Genomic DNA, 13,249 nt, shown 5'->3' with positions numbered 1-13,249 from the left:
ACTTATTGACCCAACTTCAGGCGAGCAGTCTCGCCACTGGTGAAAGGAGCGACATCAACGGCCTGGCCGTTGTAACTGACCTGCGCGCCACGGGCGAAGCCCAGACGCACGGCGAACGGTGGTTTGCCGTTGACGGTAACACTGTCGCCTTTACGCTTGAGACCACTGAACAGTACTTTGCCGCCACCGTCGGTGACTTGTGTCCAGCAATCGGCGGTGAACTGGATTTGAACCTGACCTTGACCGGCCGTCGGGGCCGTTGCAACCGGAGCTGGCGCACTTGGGACAGCCGGCGCAGTCACAACCGGAGCTGGCGCGGCAGGCGCAGCCGGCGTTGCGGGAATTGCCGGGCTCACGGGTGCAGCCACAACCGGCGCAGTGTTATGGGCCGGTGCCGCAGGCACCGGTGCAGCCTGTGCAGGCGCGGCTGGCGCAGCGGCTGGTGTTTCGCTCGGTGCTTCAGCCGTGCTTTCGGACGGAGTCGTGGTCGAACCTTCGGCCTGGCCTTCCGCGACAGCCTGGTCCTCCGGCTCGTCCAGCGGATGGATCTGGGTGGTGCCGTCGGCACCTTCGACTTCAACGTGCTCAGGCGTCAGGCCGATCAGGTCCTTGGCGCGCATCGAGGTTTGATCCTGCCACCAGACGAAGCCACCGCCGATCACCGCGATCAGCAGCAACAGGCTGACGATGCGCAGGATGGTATGGGAGACACGCACCGGCTCTTCGATGCGCCCCAGGCTGTGCACATTGCTGCCCTGGGAGTCGGTACCGGTGGATTGGTCGAATTGCTGGACGAGAATGGCCTGGTCCATGCCGAGCAGCTTCGCGTAGGCGCGAATATAACCGCGGGCAAAGGTGTGACCCGGCAGCTTGTCGAAGTCACCGGCTTCCAGGTTGCTCAGGGAGCTGACAGTGAGGTTGAGCTTGAGGGCCACTTCGCTCAGCGACCAGCCATTGCTCTCGCGGGCCTGGCGCAAAGTCTCACCGGGGTTAACGCGATTCGCTGCTACAACTTCGGGATGCGCCGCTTTCATCATTGCTCCGACAGGTATTGCTGATATTCCGGCGTACCGGGATAAAGTCGTTTTAATTTCAGGCCTGCACTGGCGGCCTTGTCGCGATCGTCGAACACTTTTGCCAGCCGAACGCCGAGCAATAGACTACGTGCATTTTGCTCGGTAAGCAGGCTAAAACGATCGTAATAATCGCGCGCGGGCACATAATGCCTGTCTTCGTAAGACAACTCAGCCATTTCCAGCAACGCACGTGGCTGTTGACGGTTCAAACGCAGGGCTTTTTCCAGTTGCTGCTGCGCCAACTCGCGCTGACCGAGCATCGAAGCCGTCATGCCGAGGTTCTCGAACACACGCGAACGCTCAGGATACAGGGTGTCGGCAGCGGCTTGTTCAAAGCGCTCGTAGGCTTGCTTGTAACGTTTTTGCTCGAAAAGAAAACTGCCGTAGTTGTTAAGGATTCGCGCATCTTTTGGGCGCGAGGACAGCGCCTTGCGAAAATGCTCATCGGCCAGCGCAGGCTCCATCTCCGCCTGGAAGACCAAGGCCAGCGCGGCGTTGGCGTCCGCATCCGAGCCATCCAGCTCCAGCGCCTTTTTCAGAGGGACTTTCGCACGCTCGGTCATGCCTTCCTGCAGATAACCGATACCCAACTGTACGTAGGCCTCTCGCGCTTCATCACGACCCTTGCTGGTCTTCATCGGGTTGTAGTCACCCGAAAGCACACAGCCAGCGCAAAGGCTGGCCAATAGCAAAAGCAGCGCAAAGCGCAGGGGCATAGAGATCCTCTCTTAGTTATTGTTCGCAGCGATATCGTTGTCGGCGTTCAATTCACGCACGGCAATGTAACGTTCGCTGCGACGGGTGCGATCCAGCACCTGCCCTACCAATTGGCCACACGCGGCATCGATGTCTTCGCCACGGGTGGTACGCACCGTGACGTTGAAACCGGCATGATGAAGCTGATCCTGGAAGCGACGAATCGCGTTATTGCTCGGACGCTCGTAACCGGAATGCGGGAACGGGTTGAACGGGATCAGGTTGATCTTGCACGGGATATTTTTCAGCAGCTCGATCATTTCTACCGCATGCTCGACCTTGTCATTGATGTCTTTGAGCAAGGTGTATTCGATGGTCAGCACGCGCTTCTCGCCGAGGTTCGACATGTAGCGCTGGCACGACTCGAGCAGCATCTTAAGCGGATACTTCTTGTTGATCGGCACCAATTGGTTACGCAATGCGTCATTCGGTGCGTGCAGGGACAACGCCAGGGAGACGTCGATGTGCTTGGAGAGCTCATCGATCATCGGCACCACGCCGGAGGTCGACAGGGTTACGCGGCGCTTGGAAATGCCGTAGCCCAGGTCGTCCATCATCAAGTGCATGGCCGCGACGACGTTGTCGAAGTTCAGCAGCGGCTCACCCATGCCCATCATCACCACGTTGGTGATGGCACGGTCGACGGTTGCCGGGACGCTGCCAAAGGATTTGTTGGCAATCCACACCTGGCCGATGACTTCGGCGGCGGTGAGGTTGCTGTTGAAGCCTTGCTTGCCGGTGGAGCAGAAACTGCAATCCAGGGCACAGCCTGCCTGGGACGAAACGCACAAGGTGCCGCGCTTGCCCTGGGGAATGTACACGGTCTCGACGCAGCTGCCGGACGCCACGCGCACCACCCATTTACGGGTGCCGTCGCTGGAGATGTCCTCGCTGACCACTTCCGGACCACGGACCTCAGCAACGGCCTTGAGCTTTTCGCGCAAGGCCTTGCTGACGTTCGTCATGGCGTCGAAATCATCGACGCCAAAGTGGTGAATCCATTTCATTACCTGACCGGCACGGAAACGCTTCTCCCCGATTGAGTCGAAGAATTTTTCCATTTCCAGCTGAGTCAGCCCCAGCAGGTTGGTTTTTACAGTCGATGTAGTCATGGATTCACCTTCACTCTTAAGCCAATGCTTAGCGAGTGGTTACTTCAGTAGCTGCGAAGAAGTACGAGATTTCGCGAGCGGCAGCGGCTTCGGAGTCCGAACCGTGTACGGCGTTGGCGTCGATCGATTCAGCGAAGTCAGCGCGGATGGTGCCGGCAGCAGCTTCTTTAGGGTTGGTAGCGCCCATCAGCTCACGGTTGCGAGCGATAGCGTTTTCGCCTTCCAGAACCTGAACAACAACCGGACCGGAGATCATGAAAGCAACCAGGTCACCGAAGAAACCGCGCTCTTTGTGCTCAGCGTAGAAGCCTTCGGCTTCGGCTTTGGACAGCTGCTTCATTTTCGAAGCAACTACTTTCAGGCCAGCTTTTTCGAAGCGGGTAACGATTTCGCCGGCAGCGCCTTTTGCAACAGCGTCAGGCTTGATGATGGAGAAAGTACGTTGAACAGCCATGGTGTAACTCCAGAAACGGTAATTTACGAAAAATTAAACCCGCGAATTATACGCGGGTTCTCGGGTATTGCCTAACCTGCGGCGTGGCTCAGTCGCGTTCTTCGATCCAGTGGGCCTGAATGGCCTCCAGGATCTTCTCGCCACAATGCTCAGGCTTGTCTGCGAATTCAGGCAATTCCATCACCCATTTCCGCAGATCGACGAAGTTGACCGACATAGGGTCCACTTCGGGTTTGCTTTCAGCCAACTGGATTGCGATCTCCAGAACATCAGTCCACATGAGACTCATGACAATTCCTTGAATCAGTGCGGCGCTTCGGCTGCGTGGTTGAGCGAATACTTCGGAATTTCGACGGTCAGGTCTTCAGTGCCGACCTTGGCCTGACACCCCAGACGGGACTCGCGTTCAAGCCCCCAAGCCTTGTCCAGATAATCTTCTTCCAGCTCATCAGCCGCTTCCAGCGAGTCGAACCCCTCGCGAATGATGCAGTGACAAGTGGTGCAGGCGCAGACACCACCGCAGGCGCTTTCCATCTCGATGTGGTGCTCATGCGCCAGTTCGAGGATGGACGTACCGGTCTCAGCCTCCACAACCATGCCTTCGGGGCAGAACTTCTCGTGTGGCAGAAAAATGACCTGCGGCATCGTTATTCCTCAATCTCGTTCAGGTTGCGGCCCGCCAGAGCGGCTTTCACGGTCGAATCCATGCGACGGGCGGCAAAAGCGTCGGTCACTTGCGACAGACGCTTGGTCTGCTGCTCGATGGCGTAGCCGTCGGTGCCCTTCATCAGTTCAATCAGTTCCTGCACCTGCATGTCGATGACCATGCGCTCTTCAGCGTCGAGCAAACGCTCGCCATCGACTGCAAGCGCACCTTGCACCGCCTCGACCAGGCGCTGGGCATCGACCTGCTGCTCGCGCAACACGCGGGCAACCTTGTCGTCATTGGCGTGCTGGAACGAATCCTTGAGCATTTTGGCGATTTCGCCGTCGGTCAGACCATAGGACGGCTTGACCTGGATACTGGCTTCAACGCCCGAACCCAGTTCGCGCGCGGAAACGCTGAGCAAACCATCGGCGTCGACCTGGAAGGTCACGCGAATTTTCGCCGCACCCGCCACCATCGCCGGAATGCCGCGCAATTCGAAACGTGCCAGGGAGCGGCAGTCGCTGATCAGCTCGCGCTCGCCCTGCAACACGTGGATGGCCATGGCCGACTGGCCATCTTTGTAGGTGGTGAAATCTTGCGCCCGGGCGACGGGGATGGTGGTGTTGCGCGGAATCACCTTCTCCATCAGGCCGCCCATGGTTTCCAGGCCCAGGGACAATGGAATCACATCGAGCAGCAGCAGTTCGGCGCCGTCGCGCTTGTTACCGGCCAGGGTATCGGCCTGGATCGCAGCACCGATGGCCACCACTTGATCCGGATCGATTTCGGTCAGCGGCTGACGACCAAAGGCCTCGGCAACGGCTTCGCGCACACGCGGCACGCGCGTCGAACCACCCACCATGACCACGGCATGCACATCTTCCAGCTCGATACCGGAATCACGTACCGCGCGACGGCAGGCTTTCAGGCTGCGCGCAACCATCGGCTCGATCAGCGCATCGAAGGCTTCACGGGTCAGTTCGGCTTTCCAGTCGCCATAAACCACTTCGACCGAGGCCGCGTCAGTCAAGGCTTCCTTGGCCGCGCAGGCAGTTTGCAACAGGTTGCGTTGCGCGCCCGGATCGAGATCGGCGGACAAACCAGCGCCTGCGATAATCCAGCCAGCAATCGCATGATCGAAATCATCGCCACCCAGCGCGGTGTCGCCGCCGGTCGCCAACACTTCGAACACACCGCCGGTCAGGCGCAGGATGGAAATATCGAAGGTGCCGCCGCCCAGATCATAAATGGCGACCAGGCCTTCGGCATGCTGATCAAGACCGTAAGCCACCGCCGCCGCAGTCGGCTCGTTGAGCAGACGCAGCACGTTCAGGCCGGCGAGTTTGGCCGCATCTTTGGTGGCTTGGCGCTGGGCATCGTCGAAATAGGCCGGAACGGTGATCACCGCCCCTACCAGCTCGCCGCCCAGGGTCGCTTCTGCACGCTGGCGCAGGACCTTGAGGATGTCGGCTGAGACTTCGACCGGGCTTTTCGGCCCTTGAATGGTGTCGATGAACGGCATGTGCGACTCGCCGCCGACAAATCGGTACGGCAGTTGATCACCAAGCTGCTTGACGTCGGACAGACCACGACCCATCAAGCGCTTGACCGAGAGCACGGTGTTCAAGGGATCAGACGCAGCGGCCAGCTTGGCCGACTCGCCAACCTCGACGCGGTCGGCGTGGTAGCGTACGGCGGACGGCAGGATAACCTGCCCGTCAGCGTCAGGCAGAGGCTCGGAAAGACCACTGCGCAAAGCAGCGACCAGCGAATTGGTAGTGCCCAAGTCGATCCCCACAGCCAGGCGACGCTGGTGCGGTTGAGGACTTTGGCCGGGTTCGGCGATCTGCAGTAGGGCCATCGTTATCAGGACTTATCTGTATATCAGGCGTGCGACCGGAGCGGCACTGGGTTAATCGTCGAGGCGCTCTTCTAATTGGCGCACTTCGTAGGTCAGCTTGTCGAGAAACTGCATGCGCCGCATCAGACGCTCGGCCTGCTCGCGTTGCGCTGCATCATCCCAACAGGCCGCAAAACTGTCGTTCAGTTGGTCCTGAGCGACCTTCAAGCGGCGCTTGAACACGGCAACACCCGCTAGGTCGGCGCTGACTTGCAGGTCTTCGAGTTCTTCGCGCCATTGCATCTGCTGCAGGAGAAATTCCGGATCATGCACCGTGACCTCCAGCGGCAGCTCACCTCCTTTCAATGCAAGCAGATAGCGTGCACGTTTTGGCGGGTTCTTGAGCGTCTGGTAGGCCTCGTTGAGGCTTGCGGATTGCTCCAGCGCCAGCCGCTGCTCACGCTCGGAAGCGTCGGCAAAGCGGTCTGGATGAACACTGCGCGCCAACTCACGGTAGCGCGTAGCCAGCTGATCGAGGTCCAGATTGAAGCTCGGTTGCAGCTCGAATAAAGCGAAATGACAAGGAGTACCCACGACAAGCCTCAGATGTTGAAGCTTTCGCCGCAGCCACACTCACCGCGAACGTTGGGGTTGTTGAACTTGAAGCCTTCGTTCAACCCTTCCTTGACGAAATCGAGCTCGGTGCCGTCCAGGTAAGCCAGACTCTTGGGGTCGATAATCACTTTCTCGCCGTGACTTTCGAACACCTGGTCTTCGGCAACCACTTCGTCGACAAACTCCAGCACATAGGCAAGGCCGGAACAGCCCGTGGTGCGAACACCCAGACGAATTCCTTCACCTTTGCCGCGCCCGTCGAGGGAGCGTCGCACGTGTCGGGCAGCCGCTTCTGTCATGCTGATAGCCATCGGTGACTCCTTACTCGTCGCCAAAACTCGAAAATCAGATCAAGCCTTTCTTCTGCTTGTAGTCGCGAACGGCCGCCTTGATGGCGTCTTCAGCGAGTACCGAGCAGTGAATTTTCACCGGCGGCAAGGCCAGTTCTTCAGCCAGCTGGGTGTTCTTGATGGTTTCCGCTTCGTCCAGGGTCTTGCCCTTCATCCACTCGGTGGCGAGGGAGCTGGAGGCGATGGCCGAACCGCAGCCGTAGGTCTTGAACTTGGCATCTTCGATGATGCCGGCTTCGTTGACCTTGATCTGCAGGCGCATCACGTCGCCGCACGCCGGAGCGCCGACCATGCCGGTGCCGACATCAGGATCTTCCGCGTCCATCTTGCCGACGTTGCGCGGGTTTTCGTAGTGGTCGATGACCTTTTCGCTGTAAGCCATGATTCTCAATCCTCACTCATCAGGGCCGCTCTTGAGACCCTGTAGTTCGCTGCGTCAGTCGCCGCGCACTACAGGAGCTGTATCTGGCGGCTTCTATATTTAGTGTGCCGCCCACTCGATCTTCGAGATATCGACGCCGTCTTTGTACATGTCCCACAGCGGCGACAGAGCGCGCAGCTTGGTAACGGCCTCGCAGACTTTCTGCGCGGCGTAATCGATTTCTTCTTCGGTGGTGAAACGACCGAAGGTGAAACGGATCGAGCTATGTGCCAGTTCGTCGTTACGGCCCAGGGCGCGCAATACGTACGAAGGCTCCAGAGAGGCCGAGGTGCAGGCCGAACCGGACGAAACCGCCAGGTCCTTGAGCGCCATGATCAGCGACTCGCCTTCAACGTAGTTGAAGCTCAGATTCAGATTGTGCGGAACGCGGGCGGTCAGGCTGCCGTTGACGTACAGCTCTTCCAGGTGCTCGACCTGCTTGTAGAAGCGATCGCTCAAGGCCTTGATGCGCACGTTCTCTGCAGCCATGTCTTCCTTGGCCACGCGGAAGGCTTCACCCATGCCGACGATCTGGTGGGTCGCCAGGGTACCGGAACGCATGCCGCGCTCGTGGCCGCCACCGTGCATGGTCGCTTCGATGCGCACACGCGGCTTGCGGCTCACGTACAGTGCGCCGATGCCTTTAGGGCCATAAGTCTTGTGAGCGGAGAAGGACATCATGTCGACTTTCAGCTTCGACAGGTCGATGTCGACCTTGCCGGTGGACTGAGCAGCGTCGACGTGGAACAGGATGCCCTTGGATCGGGTCAGTTCGCCGATCGCTGCGATGTCGTTGATGGTGCCGATTTCGTTGTTCACGTGCATGACCGACACCAGGATGGTGTCCTCACGCAGTTCGGCTTCGATCATTTCCGGGGTAACCAGGCCATCGGTGCGCGGTTCGATGTAGGTGACTTCGAAACCTTCACGCTCCAGTTGGCGCATGGTGTCCAGGACAGCCTTGTGCTCGATCTTGGTGGTGATCAGGTGCTTGCCTTTGGTGGCGTAGAAATGCGCCGCACCCTTGATTGCCAGGTTGTCGGACTCGGTGGCACCGGAGGTCCAGACGATTTCACGCGGGTCGGCGTTGACCAGGTCGGCGACCTGACGGCGAGCATTTTCAACGGACTCTTCAGCTTTCCAGCCGAACACGTGGGAACGGGACGCCGGGTTACCGAAGTTTCCGTCGACCAGCAGGCATTCACTCATTTTTTGCGCAACACGCGGATCAACCGGGGTGGTCGCAGAGTAATCAAGGTAAATCGGCAATTTCATGGACTATCTCCTAAATCAGGGCTGGCGTGCCGCTAGCTCTTCGGCTGTCATTCGACGGCGGACGCTTCAATCTTGTCCAGGCGTGGCACCTTGCTGTTGCAACGGCGCTGGTCCTGACGCTGGGCTACTTCTTGCACCTCACGGCGAGTCACAAGGTCAGCCAAGCTGATACCGCTTAGAAATTCGTGAATCTGCAAGCTCAGATCGCACCACAAGTGATGGGTCAGGCAAGTGTCGCCGGAATGGCAATCGCCCTGCCCTTGGCACTTGGTAGCATCGACCGATTCGTTTACCGCATCGATCACCTGGGCGACCTGAATGCCCTGCATGTCGCGGGACAGTTGGTAGCCGCCACCCGGACCACGCACACTGGACACCAGATTGCTGCGGCGCAGCTTGGCGAAAAGCTGTTCGAGGTAGGACAGGGAGATGCCTTGGCGCTCGGAGATATCGGCCAGGGACACGGGCCCGTGCTGCGCGTGCAACGCCAGGTCAAGCATGGCGGTCACGGCGTATCGGCCTTTTGTAGTCAGTCGCATGGACAATTACCACGGAGTTCAGAATGGGGCGAGTATGCAATTCCCGAGTATTTAAGTCAACTATAAGACCTAGTACTTTAGTCAGGTTTACCCGCAAAAGAGCGCGCGCATCATAGCAAAGACTGGGCGGTTACAGCCAGCGGTACTGCAGGAACGAGCATGTTCGCGATGGTCGGCAACGATAACGCGGGGCGCCTGACACCCTGCGGCGCCCCCAGATCCATCGCGAGCAAGCTCGCTCCCACAGATCTAGCTGGCCTGGCTCTGATCCTTATCCTTCACACAGGCGAAATCCTCTTCGCGCAATTCCGGCAGATCTTTCGCACAGTAATTACTGCCCAGATCCTTCAACGCCCCGCACATCCCCTCCAGACGCCCGTCGACCGCCTGCAGATGATCGAGCAATTGATTGATGGCGCGAGCCACCGGGTCCGGCATGTCTTCAGTTACACCGTAGGCATCGAAACCGATCTTCTCCGCCATCGCCTTGCGTTTGGCGTCCAGCTCTTCGTCGGGCTTGACGATGATTCGCCCGGGAATGCCGACCACAGTAGCGCCCGGCGGCACTTCTTTGGTCACAACGGCATTTGAGCCCACTTTGGCGCCGGCTCCCACGGTAAAGGGACCCAGCACCTTGGCACCCGCCCCAACCACCACACCATCACCCAGCGTCGGGTGGCGCTTGCCCTTGTTCCAGCTGGTGCCACCCAGGGTCACCCCCTGATAAATGGTCACGTCGTCACCGATCTCGGCGGTTTCGCCAATGACGATACCCATGCCATGGTCGATGAAGAAACGACGACCAACCTTGGCCCCCGGGTGAATCTCGATACCGGTCAACCAGCGACCAAAGTTCGACACCAGCCGCGCCAGCCACTTCAGGTCAGCACGCCAGAGCATTGCCGACAAACGGTGAATCCAGATCGCGTGCATGCCGGGGTAGCAGGTCAGGACTTCAAAAGCGTTACGCGCCGCCGGGTCTCGATGGAATACGCTCTGGATATCTTCACGCAAACGCTCAAACATCATTAATCCTTCCGCTTTAGAAGCTCACCACGGGCCGCTTTCTGGGTTTCCGTGAGGATGCCACGCAATATATTCATTTCCGCCCGGCTGACCGAGCTGCGTCCGTACAACCGGCGCAGGCGCGCCATCAAGTGGCGTGGTTTTTCCGGATCGAGAAACTCGATGGCCACCAGGGTCTGCTCCAGGTGCTCATAGAATCGTTCCAACTCATCCATGGTCGCCAGCTCAGTGCTTTTGACCGACGCCACCTCTTCCTTCTCGACCTTGCTCGGCTGCCCTTGGGCCGCCAGCCAGGCCATGCGCACTTCATAGCTCAACACCTGCACCGCCGCTCCAAGGTTCAGCGAACTGAACTCAGGGTCGGATGGGATATGCACGTGATAGTGACATCGCTGCAGCTCGTCATTGGTCAGGCCGGAATCTTCACGCCCGAACACCAGCGCGATCTCGGCGCCCTGGGCAGCCTCCTCGACCACTTTCGTCCCGCATTCGCGGGGGTCGAGCAGCGGCCAGGGAATGCGCCGGTCGCGGGCACTGGTGCCAAGCACCAGATTGCAGCCGACCAAGGCATCTTCCAAGGTGGCGACGACTTGCGCGTTTTCAAGGATGTCACCGGCACCGGAGGCGCGAGCATCAGCCTCGTGATGCGGAAACAGGCGCGGCTCGACCAGCACCAATCGCGACAGACCCATGTTTTTCATGGCGCGCGCAGTCCCGCCGATATTGCCCGGATGGCTGGTATTGACCAGGACGACACGAATGTTTTGCAGCAAGGGAGGCGCTCTCGAACACATAAATGAGGAGCAGAATCTTACAGCGCTGACTACCGTTAAGCTATGAAAGTGAACACCGACCTTCACCTGTAGAAACTTTCTGATAGAATGCTCGGCTTTCTTTAACAACCTTAGGTGACACATCCATGCAGCCCATGCTGAATATCGCGCTGCGCGCCGCCCGCAGCGCCAGTGAATTGATTTTCCGCTCCATCGAGCGCCTGGATACCATCAAGGTCGACGAAAAAGACGCCAAGGATTACGTATCCGAGGTGGATCGCGCCGCTGAACAGAAAATCATTGATGCGCTGCGCAAGGCTTATCCGAACCACTCGATCATGGGTGAAGAGACCGGCCTGCACGCCGGCACCGGCATCGAAGGCGAAGAGTACCTGTGGATCATCGACCCACTGGACGGCACCACCAACTTCCTGCGCGGCATCCCTCATTTCGCTGTCAGCATCGCCTGCAAATATCGCGGCCGTCTTGAGCACGCCGTGGTTCTGGACCCGGTTCGCCAGGAAGAATTCACCGCCAGCCGTGGCCGTGGCGCTCAACTGAACGGTCGTCGCCTGCGCGTCAGCGGTCGCACCAGCCTCGACGGCGCCCTGCTGGGTACCGGCTTCCCGTTCCGTGACGACCAGATGGACAACCTCGACAACTACCTGGGCATGTTCCGCGCCCTGGTTGGCCAGACTGCCGGCATCCGCCGCGCCGGCTCGGCAAGCCTGGACCTGGCCTATGTCGCCGCCGGCCGATTTGACGCCTTCTGGGAGTCGGGTCTGTCCGAGTGGGACATGGCTGCTGGCGCCCTGCTGATTCAGGAAGCAGGCGGCCTGGTGAGCGACTTCACCGGCGGTCACGACTTCCTCGAGAAAGGCCACGTCGTTGCCGGCAACACCAAGTGCTTCAAGGCAGTACTGACGGCTATCCAGCCGCACCTGCCGGCCTCGCTGAAGCGCTAAGCTCCAAGGCAGCCGCCATACAAAAAAGCCCCGCATCGAAAGATACGGGGCTTTTTTTCGTCTCGACCTCCCAATTTACGGCGCGCAGCACAGGAGCACAACCACACCGGTCGAGAGCAAAGAACGGAAAAACCTTTCTCCAGCACAAAAACAAACGCCCCGAACAAGTCGGGGCGTTTGTTGGCAGCTTGGCCAGCGTGCTTTTCACACCACTGACGCAAACTGCTTCTACTGCATCGGGAGCTGGACTTAAGCCAGTTTTTCCTTGATGCGAGCTGCTTTACCGGACAGGTCACGCAGGTAGTACAGCTTGGCCTTACGTACGTCGCCGCGACGCTTGACAGCCATGCTGTCGATTTGCGGGCTGTAGGTCTGGAAAGTACGCTCTACGCCAACACCGTTGGAGATTTTACGAACGGTGAATGCACTGTTGACGCCGCGGTTACGCTTGGCGATTACAACGCCTTCGAACGCTTGCAGACGCGAACGGTCGCCTTCCTTCACTTTCACCTGAACGACAATGGTGTCGCCCGGGGCGAAGGTAGGGATCTCTTTGGTCATCTGCTCTGCTTCGAGTGCAAGGATGATTTTGTTAGTCATGCTGTGCTCCTAAGGTAAATCGTCTGATCTACCATCGATACGTTGTTAACTATCGTCCCGCTCGCGGATGTATTCCTCGAGCAGCTTCTTCTCTTCTCCAGAAAGCGAGCGGCTTTCCAGAAGATCGGCGCGTCGTTCATAGGTCCGACCAAGGGACTGCTGTAAACGCCAACGCCGGATGTGCGCGTGATTGCCACTTAGCAATACGTCGGGAACACGCTGATCCGCATACACCTCCGGTCGGGTGTAGTGCGGGCAATCCAGCAAACCATCCGTAAAGGAATCTTCCTCAGCGGAGTCCGCATGCCCTAAAGCTCCAGGCAGCAGTCGTGTAACCGCATCGATCAGGACCATCGCCGGCAGCTCGCCGCCAGACAGGACATAGTCCCCAATCGACCACTCTTCATCGACATGAGCATCAATAAAACGCTCGTCAATGCCTTCATAGCGACCGGCAATCAGGATCAATGCATCCAGATTCGCCAACTCGCGCACCGCCGACTGAGTCAGTTGACGGCCTTGGGGCGACAGGTAAATCACCTTCGCCGCCTCCCCGGCTGCTGCCTTGGCCTGAACCAGAGCATCTTCCAGGGGCTTGATCTTCATCACCATGCCCGGACCACCGCCAAACGGGCGATCGTCCACAGTGTGATGCCGATCCGTCGTGTAGTCTCGCGGATTCCAACAGGTGAGCTGCAAGAGCCCCTGCTTCACCGCCCGACTGGTGATGCCGTACTCGCTGATGGCGGAGAACATCTCGGGAAACAAACTGATCACTTCTACGCGCAAGTTAGCCAC

The 13,249-nt window shown here is 58.9% G+C and carries 17 protein-coding genes; 1 reads left to right on the top strand and 16 read right to left on the bottom strand.

Features of this window, described 5'->3' with window-relative positions:
• Positions 1–2: 2 nt before the first annotated feature.
• The 14 genes from EIY72_RS24520 to trmJ all read right to left on the bottom strand — a co-directional run bounded on the left by EIY72_RS24520 (position 3) and on the right by trmJ (position 10,886).
• On the bottom strand, positions 3–1,034 hold the full coding sequence (locus EIY72_RS24520; protein ID WP_093214274.1) for a RodZ domain-containing protein: 1,032 nt from the start codon (positions 1,032–1,034) through the stop codon (positions 3–5).
• On the bottom strand, positions 1,034–1,792 hold the full coding sequence (gene pilW / locus EIY72_RS24515; RefSeq protein ID WP_093214269.1) for a type IV pilus biogenesis/stability protein PilW: 759 nt from the start codon (positions 1,790–1,792) through the stop codon (positions 1,034–1,036). The genes EIY72_RS24520 and pilW overlap by 1 nt, the downstream gene beginning before the upstream one ends.
• A gap of 12 nt (positions 1,793–1,804) precedes the next feature.
• A complete protein-coding gene (gene rlmN / locus EIY72_RS24510) occupies positions 1,805–2,944 on the bottom strand; it encodes a dual-specificity RNA methyltransferase RlmN (RefSeq protein ID WP_093214260.1) in 1,140 nt (379 codons plus the stop codon).
• Between the two features lie 28 nt (positions 2,945–2,972).
• Positions 2,973–3,398 (bottom strand): nucleoside-diphosphate kinase, encoded by a 426-nt coding sequence (ndk, locus tag EIY72_RS24505; RefSeq protein ID WP_003227894.1) that lies wholly within the window; start codon positions 3,396–3,398, stop codon positions 2,973–2,975.
• An 88-nt stretch (positions 3,399–3,486) separates the two neighbouring features.
• On the bottom strand, positions 3,487–3,687 hold the full coding sequence (gene iscX, locus EIY72_RS24500) for a Fe-S cluster assembly protein IscX (RefSeq protein WP_093214252.1): 201 nt from the start codon (positions 3,685–3,687) through the stop codon (positions 3,487–3,489).
• A 14-nt stretch (positions 3,688–3,701) separates the two neighbouring features.
• Positions 3,702–4,043, bottom strand: coding sequence for an ISC system 2Fe-2S type ferredoxin (gene fdx / locus EIY72_RS24495; protein ID WP_093214247.1), 342 nt, complete (start codon positions 4,041–4,043; stop codon positions 3,702–3,704).
• A gap of 2 nt (positions 4,044–4,045) precedes the next feature.
• Positions 4,046–5,908 (bottom strand): Fe-S protein assembly chaperone HscA, encoded by a 1,863-nt coding sequence (hscA, locus tag EIY72_RS24490; protein ID WP_093214243.1) that lies wholly within the window; start codon positions 5,906–5,908, stop codon positions 4,046–4,048.
• A 51-nt stretch (positions 5,909–5,959) separates the two neighbouring features.
• Positions 5,960–6,481 (bottom strand): co-chaperone HscB, encoded by a 522-nt coding sequence (gene hscB / locus EIY72_RS24485; protein ID WP_093214238.1) that lies wholly within the window; start codon positions 6,479–6,481, stop codon positions 5,960–5,962.
• A gap of 8 nt (positions 6,482–6,489) precedes the next feature.
• Complete coding sequence (gene iscA / locus EIY72_RS24480) at positions 6,490–6,813, bottom strand: iron-sulfur cluster assembly protein IscA (protein WP_003227904.1); 324 nt, start codon at positions 6,811–6,813, stop codon at positions 6,490–6,492.
• A 34-nt stretch (positions 6,814–6,847) separates the two neighbouring features.
• A complete protein-coding gene (iscU, locus tag EIY72_RS24475; protein ID WP_028620148.1) occupies positions 6,848–7,234 on the bottom strand; it encodes a Fe-S cluster assembly scaffold IscU in 387 nt (128 codons plus the stop codon).
• 99 nt (positions 7,235–7,333) lie between these two features.
• Positions 7,334–8,548: an IscS subfamily cysteine desulfurase gene (locus EIY72_RS24470; protein WP_093214233.1), complete on the bottom strand. Its 1,215-nt coding sequence runs from the start codon at positions 8,546–8,548 to the stop codon at positions 7,334–7,336.
• Between the two features lie 47 nt (positions 8,549–8,595).
• Positions 8,596–9,087, bottom strand: a complete 492-nt coding sequence (gene iscR / locus EIY72_RS24465; RefSeq protein WP_007982741.1) for a Fe-S cluster assembly transcriptional regulator IscR — start codon at positions 9,085–9,087, stop codon at positions 8,596–8,598.
• A 249-nt stretch (positions 9,088–9,336) separates the two neighbouring features.
• A complete protein-coding gene (gene cysE / locus EIY72_RS24460; RefSeq protein ID WP_060543103.1) occupies positions 9,337–10,113 on the bottom strand; it encodes a serine O-acetyltransferase in 777 nt (258 codons plus the stop codon).
• Between the two features lie 2 nt (positions 10,114–10,115).
• Positions 10,116–10,886 carry a tRNA (cytosine(32)/uridine(32)-2'-O)-methyltransferase TrmJ gene (gene trmJ / locus EIY72_RS24455; RefSeq protein WP_093214228.1) on the bottom strand — a complete coding sequence of 257 codons (771 nt, stop codon included), beginning with the start codon at positions 10,884–10,886 and terminating at the stop codon, positions 10,116–10,118.
• A gap of 146 nt (positions 10,887–11,032) precedes the next feature.
• Here trmJ and suhB point away from each other — a divergent pair, with 146 nt between their 5' ends.
• On the top strand, positions 11,033–11,851 hold the full coding sequence (gene suhB, locus EIY72_RS24450; RefSeq protein ID WP_007941397.1) for a type III secretion system regulator SuhB: 819 nt from the start codon (positions 11,033–11,035) through the stop codon (positions 11,849–11,851).
• A 249-nt stretch (positions 11,852–12,100) separates the two neighbouring features.
• Here the strand turns inward: suhB and rplS are convergent, their stop codons facing one another.
• Both rplS and trmD read right to left on the bottom strand, forming a co-directional pair.
• Positions 12,101–12,451, bottom strand: a complete 351-nt coding sequence (gene rplS, locus EIY72_RS24445; protein WP_003175895.1) for a 50S ribosomal protein L19 — start codon at positions 12,449–12,451, stop codon at positions 12,101–12,103.
• 45 nt (positions 12,452–12,496) lie between these two features.
• Positions 12,497–13,249 (bottom strand): tRNA (guanosine(37)-N1)-methyltransferase TrmD, encoded by a 753-nt coding sequence (gene trmD / locus EIY72_RS24440; RefSeq protein WP_007941398.1) that lies wholly within the window; start codon positions 13,247–13,249, stop codon positions 12,497–12,499.

The organism is Pseudomonas vancouverensis (genome assembly GCF_004348895.1).
GTDB classification, from domain to species: Bacteria; Pseudomonadota; Gammaproteobacteria; order Pseudomonadales; family Pseudomonadaceae; genus Aquipseudomonas; species Aquipseudomonas vancouverensis.
The sequence above is the reverse complement of the archived record's forward strand: the minus strand, read 5'-3'. Positions and strand labels throughout refer to the sequence as shown.

What these genes read in the sequence shown, in the direction of transcription:
- EIY72_RS24520 (WP_093214274.1), bottom strand. Translation starts at nt 1,034, where the DNA reads ATGAAAGCGGCGCATCCCGAAGTTGTAGCAGCGAATCGCGTTAACCCC.
- pilW (WP_093214269.1), bottom strand. Translation starts at nt 1,792, where the DNA reads ATGCCCCTGCGCTTTGCGCTGCTTTTGCTATTGGCCAGCCTTTGCGCT.
- rlmN (WP_093214260.1), bottom strand. Translation starts at nt 2,944, where the DNA reads ATGACTACATCGACTGTAAAAACCAACCTGCTGGGGCTGACTCAGCTG.
- ndk (WP_003227894.1), bottom strand. Translation starts at nt 3,398, where the DNA reads ATGGCTGTTCAACGTACTTTCTCCATCATCAAGCCTGACGCTGTTGCA.
- iscX (WP_093214252.1), bottom strand. Translation starts at nt 3,687, where the DNA reads ATGAGTCTCATGTGGACTGATGTTCTGGAGATCGCAATCCAGTTGGCT.
- fdx (WP_093214247.1), bottom strand. Translation starts at nt 4,043, where the DNA reads ATGCCGCAGGTCATTTTTCTGCCACACGAGAAGTTCTGCCCCGAAGGC.
- hscA (WP_093214243.1), bottom strand. Translation starts at nt 5,908, where the DNA reads ATGGCCCTACTGCAGATCGCCGAACCCGGCCAAAGTCCTCAACCGCAC.
- iscA (WP_003227904.1), bottom strand. Translation starts at nt 6,813, where the DNA reads ATGGCTATCAGCATGACAGAAGCGGCTGCCCGACACGTGCGACGCTCC.
- iscU (WP_028620148.1), bottom strand. Translation starts at nt 7,234, where the DNA reads ATGGCTTACAGCGAAAAGGTCATCGACCACTACGAAAACCCGCGCAAC.
- EIY72_RS24470 (WP_093214233.1), bottom strand. Translation starts at nt 8,548, where the DNA reads ATGAAATTGCCGATTTACCTTGATTACTCTGCGACCACCCCGGTTGAT.
- iscR (WP_007982741.1), bottom strand. Translation starts at nt 9,087, where the DNA reads ATGCGACTGACTACAAAAGGCCGATACGCCGTGACCGCCATGCTTGAC.
- cysE (WP_060543103.1), bottom strand. Translation starts at nt 10,113, where the DNA reads ATGTTTGAGCGTTTGCGTGAAGATATCCAGAGCGTATTCCATCGAGAC.
- suhB (WP_007941397.1), top strand. Translation starts at nt 11,033, where the DNA reads ATGCAGCCCATGCTGAATATCGCGCTGCGCGCCGCCCGCAGCGCCAGT.
- rplS (WP_003175895.1), bottom strand. Translation starts at nt 12,451, where the DNA reads ATGACTAACAAAATCATCCTTGCACTCGAAGCAGAGCAGATGACCAAA.